Annotated in this window: 22 protein-coding genes and 1 other annotated feature; of the genes, 5 read left to right on the top strand and 17 right to left on the bottom strand. The window is 36.7% G+C overall.

The features are described from left to right. Positions 1–110: 110 nt before the first annotated feature. A complete protein-coding gene (locus R6U77_RS05120) occupies positions 111–932 on the top strand; it encodes a hypothetical protein (RefSeq protein ID WP_319837673.1) in 822 nt (273 codons plus the stop codon). A 262-nt stretch (positions 933–1,194) separates the two neighbouring features. Here the strand turns inward: R6U77_RS05120 and R6U77_RS05115 are convergent, their stop codons facing one another. The 11 genes from R6U77_RS05115 to yycF form a co-directional block, all read right to left on the bottom strand. Beyond that, on the bottom strand, positions 1,195–1,470 hold the full coding sequence (locus R6U77_RS05115) for a nucleotidyltransferase domain-containing protein (protein ID WP_319837672.1): 276 nt from the start codon (positions 1,468–1,470) through the stop codon (positions 1,195–1,197). After that, positions 1,463–1,867, bottom strand: a complete 405-nt coding sequence (locus R6U77_RS05110; protein WP_319837671.1) for a hypothetical protein — start codon at positions 1,865–1,867, stop codon at positions 1,463–1,465. Before R6U77_RS05110 ends, R6U77_RS05115 begins: the two co-directional genes overlap by 8 nt. Beyond that, positions 1,851–2,537: an HNH endonuclease gene (locus tag R6U77_RS05105; RefSeq protein WP_319837670.1), complete on the bottom strand. Its 687-nt coding sequence runs from the start codon at positions 2,535–2,537 to the stop codon at positions 1,851–1,853. Before R6U77_RS05105 ends, R6U77_RS05110 begins: the two co-directional genes overlap by 17 nt. A gap of 280 nt (positions 2,538–2,817) precedes the next feature. Further along, the gene (gene rlmH, locus R6U77_RS05100) at positions 2,818–3,297 is read right to left on the bottom strand and encodes a 23S rRNA (pseudouridine(1915)-N(3))-methyltransferase RlmH (protein WP_319837669.1); all 480 of its coding nucleotides are present in this window, start codon (positions 3,295–3,297) and stop codon (positions 2,818–2,820) included. 90 nt (positions 3,298–3,387) lie between these two features. Then, entirely contained in the window at positions 3,388–3,552 is a 165-nt protein-coding gene (locus R6U77_RS05095; RefSeq protein ID WP_319837668.1) for a CxxH/CxxC protein, read from the bottom strand. Between the two features lie 155 nt (positions 3,553–3,707). Further along, positions 3,708–4,982 carry a S1C family serine protease gene (locus tag R6U77_RS05090; RefSeq protein WP_293922543.1) on the bottom strand — a complete coding sequence of 425 codons (1,275 nt, stop codon included), beginning with the start codon at positions 4,980–4,982 and terminating at the stop codon, positions 3,708–3,710. A gap of 126 nt (positions 4,983–5,108) precedes the next feature. Continuing rightward, a complete protein-coding gene (locus R6U77_RS05085) occupies positions 5,109–5,897 on the bottom strand; it encodes an MBL fold metallo-hydrolase (protein ID WP_319837667.1) in 789 nt (262 codons plus the stop codon). Positions 5,898–5,909: 12 nt separating this feature from the next. Continuing rightward, positions 5,910–6,722, bottom strand: coding sequence for a two-component system regulatory protein YycI (locus tag R6U77_RS05080; RefSeq protein ID WP_293922537.1), 813 nt, complete (start codon positions 6,720–6,722; stop codon positions 5,910–5,912). After that, positions 6,709–8,040, bottom strand: a complete 1,332-nt coding sequence (locus tag R6U77_RS05075; protein ID WP_319837666.1) for a YycH family regulatory protein — start codon at positions 8,038–8,040, stop codon at positions 6,709–6,711. Before R6U77_RS05075 ends, R6U77_RS05080 begins: the two co-directional genes overlap by 14 nt. Then, positions 8,037–9,887, bottom strand: coding sequence for a cell wall metabolism sensor histidine kinase WalK (gene walK, locus R6U77_RS05070; RefSeq protein ID WP_319837665.1), 1,851 nt, complete (start codon positions 9,885–9,887; stop codon positions 8,037–8,039). The genes R6U77_RS05075 and walK overlap by 4 nt, the downstream gene beginning before the upstream one ends. A 5-nt stretch (positions 9,888–9,892) precedes the next feature. Next, positions 9,893–10,603: a response regulator YycF gene (gene yycF / locus R6U77_RS05065; protein ID WP_293922529.1), complete on the bottom strand. Its 711-nt coding sequence runs from the start codon at positions 10,601–10,603 to the stop codon at positions 9,893–9,895. 646 nt (positions 10,604–11,249) lie between these two features. On the opposite strand from yycF, the gene R6U77_RS05060 reads away from it, so the two are divergent. Continuing rightward, on the top strand, positions 11,250–11,654 hold the full coding sequence (locus R6U77_RS05060; RefSeq protein WP_319837664.1) for a hypothetical protein: 405 nt from the start codon (positions 11,250–11,252) through the stop codon (positions 11,652–11,654). A gap of 15 nt (positions 11,655–11,669) precedes the next feature. After that, a complete protein-coding gene (locus R6U77_RS05055; protein ID WP_319837663.1) occupies positions 11,670–12,233 on the top strand; it encodes a hypothetical protein in 564 nt (187 codons plus the stop codon). A 95-nt stretch (positions 12,234–12,328) separates the two neighbouring features. Here R6U77_RS05055 and R6U77_RS05050 read toward each other — a convergent pair whose 3' ends face one another. From R6U77_RS05050 to R6U77_RS05025, 6 genes are all read right to left on the bottom strand, one after another. Next, complete coding sequence (locus R6U77_RS05050; RefSeq protein ID WP_319837662.1) at positions 12,329–13,801, bottom strand: M23 family metallopeptidase; 1,473 nt, start codon at positions 13,799–13,801, stop codon at positions 12,329–12,331. Between the two features lie 366 nt (positions 13,802–14,167). Beyond that, positions 14,168–15,454: an adenylosuccinate synthase gene (locus R6U77_RS05045; RefSeq protein ID WP_293922519.1), complete on the bottom strand. Its 1,287-nt coding sequence runs from the start codon at positions 15,452–15,454 to the stop codon at positions 14,168–14,170. Positions 15,455–15,608: 154 nt separating this feature from the next. Beyond that, positions 15,609–16,967 (bottom strand): replicative DNA helicase, encoded by a 1,359-nt coding sequence (gene dnaB, locus R6U77_RS05040; protein WP_293922518.1) that lies wholly within the window; start codon positions 16,965–16,967, stop codon positions 15,609–15,611. 13 nt (positions 16,968–16,980) lie between these two features. Next, positions 16,981–17,427 (bottom strand): 50S ribosomal protein L9, encoded by a 447-nt coding sequence (gene rplI / locus R6U77_RS05035; protein WP_293922516.1) that lies wholly within the window; start codon positions 17,425–17,427, stop codon positions 16,981–16,983. Further along, a complete protein-coding gene (locus R6U77_RS05030; RefSeq protein WP_319837661.1) occupies positions 17,427–19,397 on the bottom strand; it encodes a DHH family phosphoesterase in 1,971 nt (656 codons plus the stop codon). Before R6U77_RS05030 ends, rplI begins: the two co-directional genes overlap by 1 nt. 12 nt (positions 19,398–19,409) lie before the next feature. Continuing rightward, a complete protein-coding gene (locus R6U77_RS05025; RefSeq protein WP_319837660.1) occupies positions 19,410–20,354 on the bottom strand; it encodes a YybS family protein in 945 nt (314 codons plus the stop codon). Between the two features lie 194 nt (positions 20,355–20,548). After that, positions 20,549–20,755, top strand: a binding site (T-box leader). A gap of 44 nt (positions 20,756–20,799) precedes the next feature. Between R6U77_RS05025 and R6U77_RS05020 the strand changes: the two genes are divergently transcribed. Together R6U77_RS05020 and R6U77_RS05015 are read left to right on the top strand one after the other, a co-directional pair. After that, positions 20,800–21,702: a DMT family transporter gene (locus R6U77_RS05020; RefSeq protein WP_319837659.1), complete on the top strand. Its 903-nt coding sequence runs from the start codon at positions 20,800–20,802 to the stop codon at positions 21,700–21,702. Between the two features lie 97 nt (positions 21,703–21,799). After that, positions 21,800–22,345, top strand: a complete 546-nt coding sequence (locus tag R6U77_RS05015) for a DJ-1/PfpI family protein (protein ID WP_319837658.1) — start codon at positions 21,800–21,802, stop codon at positions 22,343–22,345. The last annotated feature ends 58 nt before the right edge of the window (positions 22,346–22,403 follow it).

Below are 22,403 nucleotides of genomic sequence, written 5' to 3'. Positions count from 1 at the left end.
CTCCATATGAATTAAATTCCAGTTTATAAATTGTAAACTATCACTTTAATATGATTACCCTAAATTTTAGTATATAATAGAGCTATTAAGTCTTAATTTGGGGTGATATTATGTCTGCAAAAACTGATTTATTTGAACAAGAAATAGCTAACTGTGCTAATTCTTCACATGCTATTCCAACTAACTTACCTAGTTGGATGCAGGATTTAGGGATAAAACCTGGTGCTAAAATTCTATCTGCATCTAGAATAGGTTCCTCAAATAATAAAACGGATGTCCTAATTAAACTAGAAAGTGGAGCCAATATAAAAATTTCTATTAAATTAAGTTCTGCTGATTATTTTGGAAATTGGTATGGGCATCTTCGATTTCTAGAAGAATTTGGAGAGGAAACTTTCCATCAACTCAGTAAGGCAATTACTGACTGGGCAAACTATTGGATAACCCAACCAAATGCCTCACCATTTGTTGGGGTTAGTATCTGTTTTGGAAGACGAAGTGGTAATACAGCAATTCCATTTCTTGATATTTTTGAACCTGAAGATATCATTTCTATAGTAAGAGGCTATGGTGAGGAGTCAGATGCTACTGCCAATTGTATGTATATCAGCAGTACACCTCCAAATTCAATTGAGGAGTTAATAAGTAACCTTAGACCAATCAATCATCAGTCTATCCTAGAAGCCGCTGGAGAATTTATGATTGCTTGCAGACCAATTAATCCCATGACTGAGGGAACAAATAGAGGAAAAAATGTTTATACTGCTTTTTTACCTCACCGCCGACTTGATACAATGACTACAGTGACCACTACAAGTGAATTAGCCCAACTTGGTTCCTTTGTAACTGTTCAACCAACTAGATTAAACCATAATCATATTCTTAACGAACTAAGCAGAGAATTTAATATTACTATTCCTAGAAAACAATAAAAGAGCTAGATTGACTAGCTCTTTTTTGCCATTTTTGCTAAAACCCCACTTACTTAATGATGTTAAAGTGATCGACGTTAATTGGGGGGAATGAAACAGTGTTGACTAAGTTTTTGTACGGTTTTTACTTAATTCAAGTTCTTTGACTAAAGATTTCTCCCAACGAAAGAGTATAAGCAATGGTACGTGTTACCTATATATTAAGTGTATACTCCTTATCATTTGACGAGGCATTTCTTATTAGTAAAACACTTACTATAAACTACTCTTCTCTTATAATATTAAAAACATCGTTTATAGGCATTGCGTTTACAATTTTTAAAAATCTAGTTTCAATTTCTTCATTAATTGATAAATATGTAACATCAACTGGCAATCCACATTTTTCCTTAATCTGACTAATTAATTTCAAACAACTATCAAAAATGCTACTTCCAGTATAAATATTTGAATCGTAGATTATTATAAGATCAACATCTTTAGGATTATCAGAATTTAAGTATGAACCAAATATAAAAATATCTATTTTGTCAGGCACCTTCTTTAGGCTTATCTGAATCTTTTTCCTTCTCATTTTGCTTATACCCATTAGGATTCTTCAAATTAAGTGCACCCATAATTCCAGAATAATCAAAGAGTGCAATACCATTTTCTCTAGCTACCTTATATGCTTCACTGGTGGCAGCATTCCAATTACCACCAAATACTATAAAATCTATGTTTCCAAACTCTTCAATTGCCTTCAATACAGCGGCTGATCCCATCCTATATTCATTAAGTAATAGAATCTCATAAGTTCTATCTTCATCATCTGTAATAGTAAACAAAATGTCCTGCTCTCGTACCACATTGAGAACCTTTGTATGAGACTTCAGTACATTAAAAAACCAAACAATTGAGCTGTATGGTACATTCCAATTATTTTTCATAAACATACTTATCTATCACCTCTGTAAATTTTTGTGGGAATCTTTTGGTATTTTCTATAGTAGTGTAACAACTCCTTTCAAACAACTCAGCATGTACAATAAAATCAATACAAACTGCATATTCATCAATTCCAAAAATATCCTCATTCCCCTCAATTAAGGAAATTATTTTTTTGTTATTGGGGACTATTATTGATAGTTTTATGAGATCCCAGTATTTACTGATGTTGCTAATCGGATTTTCTTTTGCTCTAATTGACTCAGGACCAAATTCTTGCCATACCTTGTGATTCTTTAATAATACTCTTTTTATTGCTCTTGCCACATCATCTATACTTGAATACCTAATAGTATACATGAATTTATTAACTTTCTCTTCATGTTGTCTTTTCCAGTCTTTAATTAACTCAACTGAGTATACTCCCATTGGTGCTTTATCAATCATAGTATGATGTGTAGGACATAACAGAATTAGATTCTCATAGCTATCACTACCCCCACCAGATACACCTCTAGGTCCACCTGGTTTCTTAGCAATTATATGTGCCATCTCACCTATGATTGTCGGACTATCTTCATCTAAATACGGAATACAATCAACACCACAGTTTGGAAAAGAGCATCTTCCAGCAGCTAATCCCCATAATTTCTTAATATCCTTATCCCCAATACTCATTCTTGACACCTCTAGAAATTATCAAATTTACATCTATTAAGTACATGCTTATACTTTTTTATCTCGTATCTTTTAGATAATTCTTATTCACAAACTTCATAACCACTCTCGTTACAGCCCTATATAAGGAACTAATAATCTATTCACTATCATACCACGATATTATAAATATTTGGAAATTTCCTATTTAAAAAATTAAAGCCCCAGTCACATATGATTTTAGTGGCTCTGGAATATCTCTATTTTTTCCCATGCACCAACATTCTCACAATTTTCGCACTTACTTATGATACGGTTCTCCCTTAATAATCCTAAAACTCCGATAAATCTGCTCCACCAACACCAGCTTCATCAGCTGATGTGGTAATGTCATTTTGCCAAAGCATAGCTTTTCATCTGCACGTTTCAGCACATCCGCATGCAAGCCGAGTGAGCCGCCAATTACAAAGGCAACCTTGCTTTTCCCGTATGTCATTAATGCATCTAAATCCGTGGCCATTTCCTCACTTGTTTTCATTTTGCCATCCAATGCAAGGGCAATGACATGGGCATTGTCTTGAATTTTGGCTAGAATGCGTTCGCCTTCCTTTTTTTTGACGAGCTCCATTTCGGCGTCGGATAGCTGCTCGGGGGCTTTTTCGTCGGGGACTTCGATGAAATCGATTTTGGCGTAGCTGCCTAGACGTTTGGCGTATTCGTCGATGCCCATTTTTAAGTATTTTTCTTTTAGCTTGCCTACGGAAATGATTGTTATATTCACAGCTTATCCACCTTTACAATTCATTTACAAACATCTTATCCACAGAAGTTATCCACATATCAACATAAGGATTCAATATATTGTGTAAAGTTATTTACTTGATACAATATATGCAGCTTGCTCTTCGCAGTAATCACACTTTGTGGATAACTTTTCTTCATTCGATAGTTTATCCATAATTGGGAAGTCTTCTTGCTCTGCTACAAACATGTCCAATGCGTGATCTATATGCATTTCGCAACTAAATTTTTTCATTTTTCTTAACCTCCAATAATCTGAAATTTCCACAAACTTATACACATTCTCCACAATGTTATCCACAATCTATTGTAACAAAGAAAAAACAAGTAGGAAAGAACGCTCTTTCTTTCCTACTTGCTGTGAATGAATATGTTATTAGTTATCCACAATTATAATGTTGCGCTATTGTTTAATGTTAATTGTAATTCGACAATTTTTCCTTGGCGATATACTTTTAATGCTAATGTATCGCCTACCTCTTTTTCATTATATAAATGCTTACGAAGGTCGATGGAATTTTCGATTTTTTTGCCATCCATTTCAACAATCACATCATATTGCTGCACACCTGCCGCTTCTGCTGCTGAGCCCTGCACCACATCTGTGACAACGACACCTGTTGTAATTTCTTGTGGGATTTTTAATGTTTGTTGTTGGTAGAAGGCTGGTACATCTGTTAAATCAAGTAGCGATACGCCCATTGTTGGTCTTTTTACTTCGCCATGCTGCTCTAATTCCTCAATAATTGGAATTGCTGAGTTAATCGGAATTGAGAAGCCTAAGCCTTCAACACGTGATTCTGCAATTTTCATGGAGTTAATACCGACTAATTCACCAGCAATATTGATTAAAGCACCACCGCTATTCCCTGGGTTGATAGCTGCATCTGTTTGCAGCACCTCTGTTTGCCAATCTTCTTGACCATCATTGTTTAAATCGACTGGCACTGATCGATCTTTGCCTGATACGATACCTTTTGTTACAGAGCCATAAAATTCTAAGCCTAATGGGTTACCAATTGCGATGACTGTTTCGCCTTGCTTTAATGCATCAGAGTCACCAAATTTGGCTGTTGTTTTAACGTTTTTGCTGTCGATTGCGATGACTGCTAAATCTGTCCAAATGTCGCTGCCTACTAATTGAGCTTCCTCTTTCGTGCCATCTGCTAGTGTGACTTCTAATTGCTTGGCACCATCAATTACATGGTGATTCGTTACGATATATGCGTTATCTTCGTCAATTTTATAAATAACACCTGAGCCACTTCCAGCTTCCTGTGAAGAAACGGATTGATTCCAGAAGTTCGATACCTCTTGGATATTTGTAATACCTACAACTGCATCAGACACTTGCTCTACAGCCGATATGGTGTCTGAGGACACCTCTGTTACACTTTGCTGAATTGTTGAACTATGATTTGTGTTTGTTTCTGAGCCTGACTGTTCTGTACCTGGCAGCTGCCCTACAAGGGATGGCAGCAATAGCCATACAAGAAGTGCACCGATAATAATACCTGACAGGCCACTCATAAAGTATCCTACTTTGCTACCGCCTTTATTTTTGCGCTCTCGCTTTTTTTGCATTTCTAGCTCTTCACGTTGTAAACGCTCTTGTAATGGCGTTAATTGTTGTTGTTCTGTGTTATGCTCATCAAAATTTGTCATATGAATCGTCCTTTCGTTCATTTGTTATTATTAGCATACACATCAAACATTAAAATTAGATGAAAATTAATTAAATCTGCAATAAAAAATAGGCGATATGGAAAATTGGTTTCCATATCGCCTATTTTATACTGTTACTAAGCGCGTTGGCTCCTCCGCATCTGTATCATGTAGATGCACGAATTCACCTGTAATAATACCGCATGATTGCAATGTTTGTGCAACACTCATGCGTGCCAAATCTTTCATGTTATTATCCTTGCTCAAATGGGATAAATAAATTTGAGTAGGCTTATCAAAAATGACCTCACTCATTGCAACGGCAGCGTCTTCATTTGATACATGTCCAACATCACTTAAAATACGGCGTTTTGTACTCCATGGATAGTGTCCCATTTGGAGCATACCAATATCATGATTGCTCTCAAAAACGAAAGCATCTGCTCCGCGAATATGGCCTTTCATACGGTCGCTCACATAGCCTGTATCTGTAATAACAGCTAGCTTGCGTCCTTCTTCATGAAAAACGTAAAACATCGGGTCTGCTGCATCATGAGACACCGCAAAGGATTGAATATCTATTGAGCCAAAGGATTTCATTGCCTCCATTTCAAAATGAAAGCGTAAATCGGTTGGAATATTGCCGATATTCCCTTCCATCGCCAGCCAAGTTTTCTCATTTGCATAAATCGGCACATTATATTTTCGAGCAACAACGCCCAAGCCTTTAATATGATCGCTGTGCTCATGTGTCACTAAAATGCCTGAAAGCTTTTTCATATCTCGATCAATTTTAGCGAAAAGCTGCTCCATCTTTTTTCCGCTTAAACCTACGTCTATTAAAAAGGCATGTTCATCATTTTCGACATAGACTGCATTGCCTGTACTTCCACTAGCTAAAACACTAAATCGCATCGCCAAAACTCCTTACTCTTCTTCTTCCTCTACTGCCTTTACATCAAGCTGCATATCTACTACTTTTCCTTCCACTGCATTGACGAAATACTCCTCAATCGTGCCTTCAGGTGTTTGAACACGCACTTCCCATGTTGGTGCAAATACTTGCGTTTGCGTAAATTGGAACAACGTGGAGTAGCCTAGCTCCATGCGTATAACATGCGAATCTGGTTTAATTAAATTACGTGCATACAATACTTGAATAATTTGAATTGGTGGCAATAGATTTTTTTTCTTTTCTAATTCTTCTAACTGCTCAAGCATCGTTTGCTCATACTGATAAACTTCACCCTGCTCTGTAAAGTAAACTTTCACAAGACCTTTTAATGAGTAATAGAAGGTGCGGTCTTGTACACGTTGAAAATAAATAGCAACTTGCTCTTCTTCATCAATCTCCCATAATGTATAAGAAGCACCTTCACTTACATGCTGCTGTATAAACTCTTGAAAGCCTGTTGCTTCCATGTTACGTAGCTTTATAGGCTTTTGCAATGTCACGATAAGCGTATCAGCATCCTCTACACGATACATTGCATTTATACCTTGCGATGCATTTGGTAAATCAAATAGTTTAACCTTGCCAGATATATAAGGAGCCTTTTCTATAGTAGGTAAATCAGAGTACGTAATATTATCATCTTTCAATTTCGCCTCGATATTTTTTTCCCCTAAAACCTCTACGTTTTGATTTTCGGTATAGCTATTTACGTACTGTGAATAGAGGAAAATATTCAATACTAAGAAGACAAAAATGAATATAGATTTTGTTTTATTCCAATCCATATTCAACACCTCCTACCTGCTCTGAAGTGAGGCGCTCCCAGCCATTTTCCGTCAGCATAAACCAGTTGGGCTCTAGCGTAATTAATTCTGCATTCGCATCATGCTCCAAATAATAACCGATGACTAAATCATTTATATCATTTATATTTGTTGTTAAGTTTGATTGAATTTGCTCAATCACTCGAGGTCCTGATGCTAACTCTTTTGCAGCCTTATCATCAGGAAGATTCATATCGAATACATAGTACGGTCTGCGATAACGGAAAATACGATTATCTCCCCATGTTGTTGAAACACGAGTGAAGGTCGTATCGCTATATACAGGAAGATCCTCAAAAAACATCTGATAGTCAATAATATGCTTTTGATAATTCATTGCAGCCAAGCGATAATCCTCTGTAATACCACCATGCTCATTTAAAAAGTCCATGCTGTCCTTCATAAGAATGGATGGAGCAATCGGTGAAAGGCTTTCAGCTGGTGGATAAACGTAATGGATGGATTGATTTTGCATATCTAGCCTCATTAATGACATGCCATCTGTATACCTTTCGGATTGTGTGCTTTCAATATTGCGTTGCACAATATTAGGATCTGTAAATAATATTCTTTTCAACAGCTCTGTGGAAATCGTCCCAACAGAATACGTATAGGGAACAACTTCTGTTGGATTCATTAAAACATACAACGATTTTGTACCAGGACGTTCGATTTCCATATAATTATCAAATTTCGCTGCTTGATCGATAAAATTGCGCTTAAAGCTTGTTTTATTATCTACCTTCACAACGGAACGATATAATGTACGATTATCCGAGTTAATAAATAAAAATTGTAGCTGGCTTGTTGTTGATAAGTAACTCCAATCAATCACAATGCGATCAAATGTCGTCTCCGGAATGTCTTTAGTATTATGGAATGGCAACATTGCTGCAAATGTAGGTATTGGGACATCTGCCTGGAAAAATAGCGTCATGCGATTCGGCATACGTAGCATTTCATTAACCTTATCATCCGATAAATTATGATTGATCAATGTTAGGTCATTTGCCTCCATCTCGGAAAGCTCATCCATCAATGTATCAATCACTGCACTTGATATAGTGCCTGTGAAGTTTTCCTCTCCTTTAAAAAGCAGACGATAGGGCTTCACAACTCGATTCAATGCTTTTTGTTCTCCAAGTGCAACATGCTCAACCTGTATATCCTCAATCGTTTGATACTTTGGCTTATAGTTCCATGTTAAAAAAGTTAGTGTCATGCTGAGTGCTACTAGAAGGAATAGGATGATAGATTTTATATGCTCAATATACTTCATTCCCACTCCTCCTCTTCATTCAGTTCACATGGCAATGTGAAGAAGATTGTTGTTCCTTTTCCTTCCTCACTTTCTGCCCAAATTTTCCCTCCATGTGCTGCAATCATATCCTTTGCTATGGCAAGCCCTAAGCCTGTACCACCCATCGAACGAGCACGTGCGCGATCAACACGATAGAAGCGTTCAAAAATACGTGTTAAATTTTCCTTTGGAATACCCATTCCATCATCGGAAATCATCACTGTCAGCATATTATCATTACTTGTAAAGCCAAAGCGAATATTGCCACCATCTGGTGAGTATTTCAATGCATTCGAAATAATATTATCAATTACTTGTGTTAATTTATCTGTATCGATTTCTACAAAATAGCTCGTTTTTGGCAATAAACGCACAAACGTAACATTTTGCGATTTCGACATTTCAAAGCGGTCAATAATACGATTTAAAAACTTATTAAACTCTACAAGCTCCTTATTTAAATCATAGTCTTGACTGTCCATTCTGGAGAGCTGTAACAAATCATTAACTAGGCGAATCATACGCTCTGTTTCTGTTTGTGTCACATTTAAAAATGACGGTGCAATATTTTCGTCACGCCATGCACCATCTGCGAGCGCCTCTAAGTAGCTGCGCATTGTCGTTAATGGTGTACGTAGCTCATGGGAAACATTCGATACAAATTCGCGACGCTCCATATCAATTTTTTCTTGTTCAGTAATATCATGCAATACCGTAATTAACCCATTAACAAAGCCTGTTTCCTTTTGAATAACCGAGAAATTAGCGCGCAAAATATAGGGGGCCTCCTGTGTGCTGAAATTTAAATTCAGCGGCTCCTTCATATGAATTAAATCCTCAAAGCTATAATTTTGATCTAAGCCAAGCGCTGATGCAATTGGTCGATTCATCATTGCCTCACGAGTAACATGTAGCAAGTTCAATGCAGGCTCATTAATTAAAATAACCTTCCCTTTACGATCTGTCGCAATAACCCCATCCGTCATATTACTAAGCACCGTTGCTAGCTTGCGACGCTCCGCCTCCGTTGTAGACTGCGCCTCCTGCAAACGATTGGTTAAATGGTTAAAGGCTATGGCTAGCTGACCGATTTCGTCCGTCCCATAAACACGTACTTTGCGTGAGAAATTGCCCTTTGCCATCGCTTGTGCTTGTCTACGCATATCGGAAATTGGTCTTGTAATCGTTCGAGCTATTAAAATTCCAAGTATAATTGTAATAATTAATGACATGGCCGTTCCAACAGCGAAAATACGGTTAATTTCACCCATCTGCTCAAATACTTTTTCAATATTTGATTCAATATAAATAATACCGATTACTTCGCCATCTGGTCCTACTGTATCTAATACTGGCTTAGCCAACACCCACATGCGTTTATTCGTATTATTATCATAATAAATCGTATCAATTAATGCTTCAGCAGCCATCGCTTTGCGTACAAGCTCATCTGTTGAGCGCTGGCCAACAATTGATTGATTGTTGCTTTCTGATGTTGCAAGAATTCTGCTGCGATGGTCAATTACACGAATTTCTTTAATATCGCGTGATGAAATATCGCCACTTGAAAATTCACCTAATAAAGAGCTTAAGCTTTCCTCTAATTGTGGTGATGTATCATTCCGCTCACGTAAAATCTCTTCACGAATACTATACTGCACAAGATCAATCCGTTGGAAAATTGATTCTTGAAAGCTCGTTTTTAAATTTTGCTCTAGCTCTCTTGAAAAGTATAGCCCGATAATTTGCAGGGCGATAATAATCAGCAAAATATAAATAAGAACGAGCTTCACGTGAATAGATTTGAAAAAGCCAACTTTTTGCATAGTAATTACTCCTGTTCAGGATTTCGTAAATAGTACCCCACACCTCGTCGTGTCACAATCCATGTAGGATGGCTTGGATTATCTTCAATTTTTTCACGCAGTCGACGTATCGTCACATCCACTGTTCGAACATCACCAAAGTAATCGTAGCCCCACACTGTTTGTAATAAATGCTCACGTGTCATCACTTGTCCGATATGCTTCGCTAAATAATGTAGCAATTCAAATTCACGATGCGTCAATTCAATGGCTTCATCACGTTTTAATACTAAATAAGCATCTGGCTGAATCGTCAAGGAACCAACAACGATATCATTCGTTTCCTCTACAACTTCTTCGACTTGTGCGACCACATTGAGACGACGCATATTCGCTTTTACACGAGCAATTAATTCTCTCGTGCTAAATGGCTTCGTCACATAATCATCCGCACCCATCTCAAGCCCAAGCACTTTATCAATTTCAGAGCCTTTCGCAGTTAACATAATAATAGGGAAATTATATTTTTTACGTATTTCACGACATACTTCCATGCCATCTCGCTTTGGCAGCATAATATCTAAAAGCATTAAATCAGGCTGCTCTTCTTCAACCTTTTGCAATGCTTCATCACCATCATATGCACAAATTACACGATAGCCTTCTTTAATTAAATTAAATTGCAAAATATCTGCAATCGGCTTTTCATCATCCACAACTAAAATCGTCTTTTCCATCTATATCTTCCTCTCATTTGTCAAATATTCATCTATCTATAACAGTTTTAATATTTAAAGTCATATAGTAAGAAGGCTCTTTAAAAAACCCCCTCATTTTACTGTACCATGCTTTGCGTTTTCGCGCATTAAACAGATATTTCATTTTCAATATTACCCATATTTTATTTCCTGAGAAATAATTACTCTTCTATTATGTGTCATAAATGACTTGGTGAGAAAATGACGGATACCGTCAAAAATAATGGCGGGATATTGGCGGATATTGTCGCTTTACATAGGAATTATTTTCTGTTAGCTTAAAATTAACCTACAAATACAATATTTGTTATAATACTATAGCTATACAACTGAAAGATTAATCACAACATGCAATTCAAGGAAAGAGGGCAATTACCTTTCAATATAGTTTCTAGTTTGCTCATCGGTACTGAAATGTAGTTTAATTAAATCTTAATCTGTAAGTATTTTTGCCCTCGAATAAACGAAAACTATAAGAATAAATAAGGGATGTGATACTATCAAGAAAAAAATAAAGCAATTTTTTATTTATTTATTGAGTGTTTCCGTATTAGTAGGTTGTTCAGAAGATTTTCATAACAAACTATCCGATAAAGACATCGCATCACCAGAAGCAAATAATTCATTGAATGAGAGTGACTATATTACATTAAGTGATTTTAACAATATATTTTATGGTCCTGTAAACTTTAACACAAACGGCGAATTTCAATTCTCAGATAAAACAATGGGTAACGGAGAATGTATTATTTTTGAAAACATGCCACTCAAAAAATCAGAGAAAATAACACTAACATTTCAATTACAATCTAATAGTTCTTTTAATCATATGACAATAGGAATTATCAAAGACTACAATCATAAGGAAAAGGAAAATTATAACATAGAAAATATTTACTCAGAATCCATTGAAAATAAACTAACAGTTACATACACAGCTCCAACTGATGGTGATTACTCCATTAGTATTTTAGGAACAATGGCTGGTTCTGTTGTTATAAAAAATGGAAAAATAACTAAACACGATTAAAAAGGGGCATTTATCATGAAGAATAGAATCTATTACTTAGTAACCTTTACAATACTTTTAATTTCTCTAAATTTCACGAATACGTCTGTTGCTAACGCCTCGGAATCCTTCAATATTTCTGATGACTTAGTAGTTATAGATACTAGTATTGTACCCGATTCATACCGTTTGGAAGTACTCGTTGACAAAAATGAGCTAAATAAAGAAGATATGCTTATACATGTCAATGAGCATACGTACAAAATTATTGATGAAAAATTAGTTGAGGTTTTCAACTCAACACCCTCTTTTAGTACTTATGCAATACTTCGCGAAACAGTAATTGTTTATAATGGTTTTACCCATGAAAGACATTTGTATGCTGCTGCTGGAACTACAGTACACACAGGATCAAGTGGACCTGCAGAACGTCGAGAACATACAATAAAAGATCACACGGGAAAAGTTTTAAGTTCTATCCTATCAAATGTAGCTACTATAGGTTGTCAAAAAACTGTTCCAAATACCGGTAAATATATCTTTACTATTACAAATTATAGTGCAACAACTCAAACTTGGGATTGGACCACTACTTTTTAAAAATAGCCCTTCCTTCTGAGCATTTCAAATAAATAAAAGAGTCGATTTACACCAATGCAATATGGATGTAAATCGACTTATTACGTTTTTTCTTTTTATTTTAAATATGATAATGGATTAACAACCGCTCCGTTTTCATGTACTTCAAAATGTAAATGTGTCCCTGTTGAATTACCTGTTGAACCCATGATACCAAGTGCTGAGCCTTGTGCAACAACTTGTCCGACTGTTACATCGATTTGTGAAAGATGTGCGTAAACTGTTTCATAGCCATTGTTATGGTTAACGACAATTTTATTACCGTATGTACCGTCCCATCCTGTAAATGTTACGACACCATTGTCTGCTGCTTTAATTGTATAGTTTGAAGGACGTGCAATATCAATACCTCGGTGGAATTCGCCCCAACGGCTTCCCATATGGCTTGAAATATAGCCGCCATTCGTTGGCCATGCAAATGATCCTGTTCCACGTGATGGAATGACTTTCGTACCGACAACAACAATACGACTTGAAGGCTCTGAAATAATATTTTCTTCTTTGACAGCTCGCTCTGTACGCTTGCCATTTTCAGTTGTAATTAAGTAAGTGACTTCCTTCTTGCCGTCTGCCCCTTCTTGTTTTACGACCTTTTCTCCTTTGAGCATCGTTTCATCTTCTTCAACCATTTTCGCATGGTCAATTGCTTCAACTTTAAACTTTTCTTCCACTACCTTTACTGTAATGAAAGGTTTATTTACTGTTACATTTAACTCTTGACCAATTTGTAAAACTGTTGATGTATCGATTCCTGGATTAAGCTCCATTAACTCTTCAATTGTTAAGTCATGTGCATGTGCAATTGAACCTAACACATCACCAGATTGAATCGCATATTTTTGTTGCTCTAGCATACCTGTTTGTAAAAACTGAACAGCTTCATCAACGCTTAAAATTTCATTTGGCAATGCCTTTGTTGCCTCACCATTAACTTCTGCTGATAATGAAATATCTACAATGCGTGTTTCATCATCCTGTAAAACGGGTAATTGAGCAGTAGCTGGTTGAGTAAGCGATGCTAGCTCATCTTCGGTTACATACTGTAGCTTTAATTGCTTTAATACTTCATTTAGTGCTTCTTCGTTTTCGACATAAGCTATTGTCTCACCATTCACCTTTAATGAATGGGCATCAGCTTCAACAACTAAGGCAGCCTCTAGCTTTGTTAATGTTTCAGTATCATTTGCACTTGCTTCAAAAACTTGCTCTGGAATAATTTCAACATTTGAATGTGCGTCTACTGCTAGTCCAGCGTATTTTTCACTCGCCTGTTGCTCCTTTTGTGCAAGTAATTGTTCTACTGCCTCTGGATTTGAAACAGCACCTATGTAGCTATTGTTTGCATATATATGATAAATTTCCCCGAAAGTAGCGTTGGCCTCAGCTTCTTTAATAAAGGCAAAAGGCACGACTAATGTAGAACATAGTAAAACAGTAGCTGCTACTTGTTTTATTTTTGTTGTTGGCTGTTTTAATAGGCTATCTAGCTGTCGATGAGCATCTTTTGCTATATTCCATTTCGAACTCATTGTAAAGCCCCTTCCAAAATTTGTCCTATAGACATATAGGACTATTTTCAGTGTAAAATCACACTTTTACAATGTACCATATTTTTTAGTTCAATTGAACTGTTTTGCTATTTTGTAATGAAACTGTATTATTTCAAAAAGATTTGTTACATTCTGATTTTATATAGAAAAAAAGATTATATTGCACCTTTAAGAGAGATGCCAATACCGCTATACCTGCCTTTTCCCCCTACATAGAACATGTTTAATCATACAATTTACTAGTACTTTATTAGTGTCATTTATACTCAAAATTTTCCTATTCTATACATAAAAAAACTATGATTCGCTATAAAAGGCTAGCGAATCATAGTTTTTTCATTTCATCTATTCCCAAATATTTGCTACAATATTTGTTTGCTCACGTGCTGGGCCTACGGAGAATGTCATTAAATTGATACCTGTTAATTCAAGAATTCGCTCGATATAGCGACGAGCGTTTTCTGGTAGCTCCTCCAATGTGCGCACGGCTGTAATATCCTCTGCCCAACCTGGTAGCTCCTCATAAATTGGCTTACACTGCTCAATAATATGTAGGTTTGCAGGGTATTCTGTAATGATTTCACCGTTGTAATCATAGGCCGTACAAATTTTCACTGTTTCTAAGCCAGATAATACGTCAATTGAGTTCAATGCTAGGTCTGTAATTCCACTAACGCGACGAGAGTGACGGACAACTACAGAATCAAACCAGCCTACGCGACGTGGGCGGCCTGTTGTTGTACCATACTCACGACCTACATCACGAATTCGTTGACCGATTTCATCATGTAGCTCTGTTGGGAATGGGCCGTCCCCAACACGAGAAGTATAAGCTTTACATACACCTACAACACGTGATACGTAGTTAGGACCTACACCAGCACCAATTGCTACACCACCAGCTACTGGATTGGAAGATGTCACGTATGGATATGTGCCTTGATCGACATCAAGCATAACGCCCTGTGCTCCTTCAAATAGCACTTTCCCACCTTCATCAAGCACATCATTTAAAATTTTTGATGTATCTGTTACATATTGTGCCAATTGTTGACCGTATGCGAAATATTCCTCGAAAATATCTTCAAAGCTTACGCCATCTACTTCATAAAACTTTTCAAACAAACGATTTTTTAGCGCTACATTGTCACGTAGCTTTTGCTCAAAAATTTCCTTATCTAATAAATCCGCCATACGAATGCCGATACGTGCAATTTTATCTTGATAGCAAGGACCAATTCCTTTAGCTGTCGTACCTATTTTTTGGTCTCCACGACTTTCTTCCTCCACAATATCTTGGCGGATATGGTACGGTAAAATAACATGTGCGCGATTCGAAATACGCAAATTTGATGTGTCAATGCCACGTGCCTGTAAGCCCTGCAATTCTGTTACTAGTGACTTTGGATTAACAACTAAGCCGTTGCCGATAACAGATGTTTTTTCCTTATAAAAAATACCTGAAGGAATCAAATGCAGCTTATATGTTTCGCCTGCAATTTTAATTGTATGTCCCGCGTTATCTCCACCTGCAAAGCGTGCGATAATGTCCGCCTGCTTCGATAGAAAATCGGTAATTTTCCCTTTACCTTCGTCTCCCCACTGTGTTCCCACAACTACTACTGATGTCATGCTACGAGCACCTCCGACAGACGTTTTATTTACGTCCCTTATTATAAGCAGAATAATTGTAGCAGTATTTGCTAGTTAATGTCAAACAAAAACACGAACGCTATCACAATATTAAACTGTGATTGTTCGTGTTTAGTGCTATCATTTACCATTTTTAGTATTCTGGTGGTGCTTCATATTGCGACCAATCTACATTAAGGAATTTATTGAATTCCTTTTTAAAGGCAAGTGTAACAGTTCCTGTTGGACCATTACGTTGCTTTGCAATAATAATTTCAATCATATTTTTGCTTTCAGATTCACGGTCATAGTAGTCATCACGATATAAGAATGCAACGATATCGGCATCTTGCTCAATCGAACCAGACTCACGCAAGTCACTCATCATCGGGCGCTTATCTTGACGCTGCTCTACACCACGCGATAGCTGTGATAACGCAATAACTGGCACCTTTAATTCACGTGCAAGCCCCTTTAAAGAACGAGAAATTTCCGATACCTCTTGTTGACGGTTTTCTCCAGGACGTCCACTACCTTGAATAAGCTGTAAATAATCGATTAAAATCATGCCTAGCCCATGCTCCTGCGCTAATCGACGGCACTTTGCACGAATTTCATTAATTCGTACCCCCGGCGTATCATCAATAAAAATGCCTGAGCTTGAAAGGCTCCCCATCGCCATCGTTAGCTTGCCCCAATCCTCTGCTGACAATGCACCTGTACGTAAAGCTTGAGCATCAATATTACCCTCGGCACAGAGCATACGCATTACAAGCTGATCTGCCCCCATCTCTAATGAGAAGATAGCGACATTTTCACGTGCCTGAACTGCTACGCTTTGTGCAACGTTTAAAGCAAAGGCTGTTTTCCCCACAGATGGACGAGCTGCTACGATAATTAAGTCATTGCGTTGAAAGCCTGCTGTAATATTATCTAGGTCACGGAAGCCTGTCGGAATCCCTGTAACATCACCTTGTCTTGATTGTAGCTTCTCAATATTATCAAAAGTATCAACGAGAACATCTTTCACATGCTTGAAGTCACCAGCGTTTTTACGGTTGGCTACCTCCATCATTTTTTTCTCGGCTTCTGATAATAATGCCTCTACTTCATCTTCACGTGTATAGCCATCCTGCACAATTTTCGTTGCAACACTAATTAAGCGGCGTAGTAACGCCTTTTCTTCTACAATCTTTGCATAGTGTGCAATATTAGCAGCAGTTGGGACCGCGTTCGCTAGCTCAGAAATATACGATAGACCACCGACATCCTCTAGCTCTTTTTTTACGGAAAGCTCCTCTGTAACAGTAACGACATCTATTGCTTTTCCTTGGTCGCTTAATGTGAGCATCGTTTGGAAAATAATTTGATGTGCGCGACGATAAAAATCTTCCGGTATTAAAATTTCGGATGCTGTAATCAGTGCCTGTGGCTCAAGAAATATCGCACCAATAACCGATTGCTCTGCTTCATGATTATGCGGCGGCACGCGGTCTATCATAGAGTCATTCATCTATATGCTCCCCTTATTCAGCAATAACATGTACTTTTAATGTAGCCTTTACTTCTTGATGAAGTTTTACTGGTACATTTGTATAACCTAAAGAACGAATACCGTCGTTGCACTCCATTTTACGTTTATCAATTTTAATGCCATGTATTTTTTGTAACTCATCTGCAATTTGCTTTGTTGAGACAGAGCCGAATAAGCGGCCGCCCTCTCCTGATTTTGCTTTAACCGTTACTTCTAATGCTTCAATTTTGTCTTTTAAATCTTTAGCTGCTTGTAGCTCAGCTGCTGCATTTTTCTCTTCTAGCTTTTTTTGTCCTTCCAGCTGGCTTAATGCTTGATTATTCGCTTCCACTGCATAGCCATTTTTAATTAAAAAGTTTTGCGCATAGCCATCTGCTACATTTTTAATTTCACCTTTTTTACCTTTTCCTTTAACATCCTTTAAAAATACAACTTTCATTATTCATTACTCCCTTCAATTACTTGTGCAATTGCATCAATTAAATATTTTTTTGCTTCATCTATTGAATGTGCCTCTACTTGTGCTGCTGCATTTGTTAAATGCCCACCGCCTCCAAGTTTTTCCATTACAAGCTGGACATTTGTTTCACCTAACGATCTTGCGCTAATGCCGATTAAACCATCTGCTCGATGTGCAATCACAAATGATGCAGATACGTCCTTCATCGTTAATAAAATATCAGCTGTTTGTGCGATAATAACTGAATCATAATTGCGCCTATCTTCTCCATGCGCAATCGCAATTCCTGGAAAGGCAAATTCAACCGTTTGTACGATTTTCGAGCGCTCAATATACGTATCAACATCCTCTTTTAATAGTTGTTGTACTAATATTGTATCAGCACCATGTGTCCTTAAGTATGAGGCTGCTTCAAATGTACGTGCACCTGTACGTAATGTAAAGCTTTTCGTATCAACGATAATGCCCGATAGTAACGCCGTTGCCTCTAATGGCGTTATTTTTTCACTTTTTGGCTGATATTCTAGCAGCTCTGTTACAAGCTCGGCTGTTGAAGATGCATACGGCTCCATATAAACAAGTGTCGGATTGGTCACAAATTCCTCACCTCGACGATGATGGTCAATGACAACAATTTTATCAATCTTATTAAACAAACGGTCATCAATCGTCATGCTTGGCTTATGTGTATCAACAATGATTAATAGTGATTTGGGTGTCATTTTTGATAATGCTTCCTCTGGTGAAATAAAGCGTTGATAAAAGTCGGACTTCCCTTTAATTTCATTCATCAGCCTTTGTACGCTACCATGTAAATCATCAAAATTAACGACGATATAGCCATCAACTTTATTCATTTGTGCCATTTTGCGAACACCGATAGCTGCACCAATAGCATCCATATCAGGCTGTTTATGTCCCATCACAAATACTTGATCGCTTTCTTGTATTAAATCTCTTAACGCATGGGAAATAACACGCGCCCTTACGCGAGTACGCTTTTCAACAGGATTTGTTTTTCCTCCATAAAAGCGTAATTTTCCACTCGGCTGCTTAATCGCAACTTGATCTCCACCACGCCCTAATACTAAGTCTAAGCTAGATTGAGCAAGCTCGCCTAGCTCAACTAATGAGGATGAGCCTGCCCCGACGCCGATACTTAAGGTTAGGGACATGTTTTTTTGCAAAGTGCGTTCTCTGATCGTATCTAAAATTTCGAATTTCTTTAATTCAAGCTCAGCTAAAATGGATTCATTTAACACAGCTAAAAAGCGATCTGAGGACACACGCTTCACGTAAATTCCATAATGTGCAGCCCATTCATTAACAATAGATGTAACCATCGTATTCGTTAAACTGCGCGTTTGGTCATCCATTGCCTGTGTCAGCTCATCGTAATTATCAATAAATAATACTGCCAAGACGGTACGATCAGCAAAATACTGTGTTTCAATTTCTACTTGCTCCGTCACATCAAAGAAATATAATAGCTTTTCTGTTTCCTTGTAGTACGTTCGATATTTACGCTCACCAATCGTGACAGTCAGCTCTCGCTTTTCCTCTGGATGCATGACGCTATATAAATCCTCTGAAATCGTAAACAGCTCTTCTCCAATGAGGGAATCTTTTTCTAAAATATTCAAAATAAATGGATTAGCCCATTCAATATTGTAGTCTTTATTAATTAAGATAATCCCTATTGGCAATTCTAAAAAGGCTTCTTCTCCAACCTTTTTCATTCGAAAAGAAAGCTTTTCAATATGCTTTTCCGTTTCAGCATATGCTATTTGCTCCATTTTCCAAACGTAAAATAATCCGCCACTCGCTACTAGTACATAGCCGATTGCAATCCATATATTCCATAAAAATAAGAAGATAGCCGCCACTAGCAATAACAAAGATATCAGAAAAAGCGGATAGCGAATTAATCTCTTTCTAAACATATCCATCGTAACAGCTCCTTATTTTTTATGGATTTTACCCTTTACATATTCACGCATATTAAAGCCTAAATCAATAATACCGAGCAAAATGATAAATGAGTAAAGCGGTATTGCAATAATGACAACTAAGCCCTTTAAAAAGCTTGGCGATTTGTATTCATCTAATAAGAAGAAGATAAATGATAAACCTTGTAATACAAGCAGTAGCCATAATATGAGCGATGCATTAAGTGTGGCTACATATAAAAGAGTGCCTATTTCTGGCTGAACAAATAAGCTAATCGAAAGTGCAATTAAATAATACCAAAGCACCGCTCTAGGTAAGCGCATCTTTTTAAATGGCGCGAATTTCGGTACATCGATTTTGAAACGCTTTAATAATGGTAAGTTAATCGATATCAATACAAACGCTAAAAGAAAGGCAGATATAATAATTGTAGATGGTAATGCAGCCTCCATTAGTCGGAACGCTTCATCTAAGCTTTCTCGTGTAACAGGTTGTTGCAACGGAAACTGCTCCGCCATTTTAATCGATTGCTCATAACTTGTTTTAGCAATTTCTTGACTAATCTTCACAAAATCTAAATTAAAAAATTTCGCAAGCGCTATATACAAAATTGAAAATGTAAATAACAATGCCAAACCTGTGGACATGAACAAATAAATTTTACTTTTCTTATTGCGTATTGCATCACCTATGACTAAACCTGCTACCGCAAACACTATCGATGTCAGTAACATAATAATACCACCATAGATAAATGTAATGCTGCTTGCAATTATCGCAACAACAATCGCATTTGCTCGATCATATGTTGCTGCAAGCCATGCAATCGGCAACAGCGCAAATCCCATTGCCACAATACTTACTAATGGTACATAAAAAGTGATAAGCATAATAATTGTAAACAGAACAATTACAACACTACTGTGTACTAATTTTCTTGTTTGATTATTCGGCATGAAGAACCTTCCTTTTATCATTTAAAACTTTTGCAAATATGGAAGTCAAAATGCTACGTTTTAGCACCTTACTTTCTCATTATTCTATTGTATCATTTTTTTATGCTACAAACAAAGTACAAAAGCGAACAAGTGATTGGTCTGACAAAAAATATTGACTGAACATTCTAACTTATATATACTAAACAGAAATATCAAAGTCCATGATTAGAAGTAGTAAAATAAGGGGTTCTTTCAGAGAATTGCTGGTTGGTGCGAAGCAATAAGAAAGCCTATTTGAACTCGTCTAGGAGATTTTATACAGAAACAAAAGTATGTATGAACGGCAGCTACCGTTATAGTATAAGGTGGGTTAACAATTAACCAAGTAGAGTGGAACCGCGAAAAACTTCGTCTCTTTTTGAGGCGAGGTTTTTTTATTTTTATATAGAGGGGGTAGCATCAGATGAAAGTAGAAAAAAATATGTACAAAATTGGAATACTGGCTTTATTAGTATCAGCCATCTTAACAGCGGTTAGTCAAGTATTTTACGCAAATCGCGTACAAGTAATCCATCCTTTTCTCTTTACGGGCATCAGTTTTTTTATAACAGCCATATACTTTCAATGCTTTGCCCTTCAGCAAAAGGCTACCCCTCAGTGGCGGTATGCATGGAAGCCTTTATTCAAATTAAATATCGCTTCTGTTATCACCTTTATGGGCTTTTATTTTGCATTAAAATATATCGAACCAGCCATTGTAAGCTCACTTGAAATGGCAATAGGTCCACTTTTTATTTTATTATTAACATTTTTTCAACGGAAGGCTGTACAAAAGAGCCAATGGGCCATTGCTGTCGCTACATTTATGGCATGTGGAATTCTAATCACTGCGGTGTTATTAGGACAATCTGGTGTTGCAATGCAGCTTTCTATGGAAGTGATTTTAGGGATATTTGCTAGCATGATTTGTGGCATTGGAGCCGTATTTTGTTCAGTCTATTCAAAGCAACTCAACGAGCTTGGCTGGACAAGCTCAATGGTTTTAGCTAAACGCTACATTGGCATTATCCTCATCTCATTTCTTTTTACTTATGACATTATAATTCCATACTTTAAGGACAATATTATATGGATTTTAGCAATAACTATTGTCGGGGTCATGCTGCCAATGTATTTATTACAAAAAGGGATTCAATATACGAATACCTTTTTAGTCATGATGTCTCTTTGCTTCATACCTGTTTTCACATTTATATTTCAGCTATTCGATACACGTATCGAGGTTTCCTTTATTACTTTGGGTGGTGTCATTTTATTATTTATATGTGGAATTTTGAGTATATGGCTAGAAAGTAATAAATATTAGGAAAATTGAAATAACATTTATTTCTATATATAATAATCTAAGGAGAAACTATCTATTATTATATGATAGAAATTTATATTTTAAGGGGAATAAGCAATTGACTAAAAAAACAGCTATACTTCTATATCCAGATTTCAGTGAATACGAATTAACAACAGCTCTATCTATTTTAATGCAAGGTAGAAAACCTGTATCTTTCATTGGCTTAACGAAAGAGCCTATTAGAGGAGAGTCTGGTCTCACCTGTTTACCCGACTTAACTATTGATGAAGTTGACTTTGAGCAATATGATAGTCTATTGCTATCAGGATGTATGTATATTGATAAAATAATCGATATTTCTGAGTATACAAGCTTTATTGAAAATATTTCAGCTCAAAGGGATTTTATAATCGCAGCTATTTCTAGCTCTCCCTATTTATTAGCAAAGGCTGGTGTCTTGAAAGGTAAAAAATACACTGTTGGGCTTGCAGAGAAATTAAGAAAAGAATCTCCTTATTTTGAGGAGGAAAACTACGTCTCTGAGTTAGTTGTAACAGATGGAAATTTGATTACTGCTTGGGGATCAGCTTTTATAACATTTGGTGCTCAATTTGGAAAAGCGCTAAAATTAGACTTTGAAAAAAGTTGGTATAGAGGGTAGTTCTATAAAAGTACAACAATAGTCATTCAATCGATGCTGGATTTTTCATATTGGAGGG

It is taken from the genome of Lysinibacillus louembei (assembly GCF_033880585.1).
Taxonomy (GTDB): Bacteria; Bacillota; Bacilli; order Bacillales_A; family Planococcaceae; genus Metasolibacillus; species Metasolibacillus louembei.
Note: the sequence above shows the minus strand (reverse complement) of the source record. Positions and strands in the feature narration are given on the sequence as shown.

Coding starts and splice junctions, on each gene's coding strand:
- R6U77_RS05085 (WP_319837667.1), bottom strand. CDS start 5,897: ATGCGATTTAGTGTTTTAGCTAGTGGAAGTACAGGCAATGCAGTCTAT.
- R6U77_RS05075 (WP_319837666.1), bottom strand. CDS start 8,040: ATGAAGTATATTGAGCATATAAAATCTATCATCCTATTCCTTCTAGTA.
- R6U77_RS05045 (WP_293922519.1), bottom strand. CDS start 15,454: ATGACATCAGTAGTAGTTGTGGGAACACAGTGGGGAGACGAAGGTAAA.
- R6U77_RS05095 (WP_319837668.1), bottom strand. CDS start 3,552: ATGAAAAAATTTAGTTGCGAAATGCATATAGATCACGCATTGGACATG.
- R6U77_RS05055 (WP_319837663.1), top strand. CDS start 11,670: ATGAAGAATAGAATCTATTACTTAGTAACCTTTACAATACTTTTAATT.
- R6U77_RS05110 (WP_319837671.1), bottom strand. CDS start 1,867: ATGTTTATGAAAAATAATTGGAATGTACCATACAGCTCAATTGTTTGG.
- R6U77_RS05030 (WP_319837661.1), bottom strand. CDS start 19,397: ATGGATATGTTTAGAAAGAGATTAATTCGCTATCCGCTTTTTCTGATA.
- walK (WP_319837665.1), bottom strand. CDS start 9,887: ATGCAAAAAGTTGGCTTTTTCAAATCTATTCACGTGAAGCTCGTTCTT.
- R6U77_RS05050 (WP_319837662.1), bottom strand. CDS start 13,801: ATGAGTTCGAAATGGAATATAGCAAAAGATGCTCATCGACAGCTAGAT.
- R6U77_RS05090 (WP_293922543.1), bottom strand. CDS start 4,982: ATGACAAATTTTGATGAGCATAACACAGAACAACAACAATTAACGCCA.
- dnaB (WP_293922518.1), bottom strand. CDS start 16,967: ATGAATGACTCTATGATAGACCGCGTGCCGCCGCATAATCATGAAGCA.
- R6U77_RS05025 (WP_319837660.1), bottom strand. CDS start 20,354: ATGCCGAATAATCAAACAAGAAAATTAGTACACAGTAGTGTTGTAATT.
- R6U77_RS05080 (WP_293922537.1), bottom strand. CDS start 6,722: ATGGATTGGAATAAAACAAAATCTATATTCATTTTTGTCTTCTTAGTA.
- R6U77_RS05120 (WP_319837673.1), top strand. CDS start 111: ATGTCTGCAAAAACTGATTTATTTGAACAAGAAATAGCTAACTGTGCT.
- R6U77_RS05020 (WP_319837659.1), top strand. CDS start 20,800: ATGAAAGTAGAAAAAAATATGTACAAAATTGGAATACTGGCTTTATTA.
- rplI (WP_293922516.1), bottom strand. CDS start 17,427: ATGAAAGTTGTATTTTTAAAGGATGTTAAAGGAAAAGGTAAAAAAGGT.
- yycF (WP_293922529.1), bottom strand. CDS start 10,603: ATGGAAAAGACGATTTTAGTTGTGGATGATGAAAAGCCGATTGCAGAT.
- R6U77_RS05105 (WP_319837670.1), bottom strand. CDS start 2,537: ATGAGTATTGGGGATAAGGATATTAAGAAATTATGGGGATTAGCTGCT.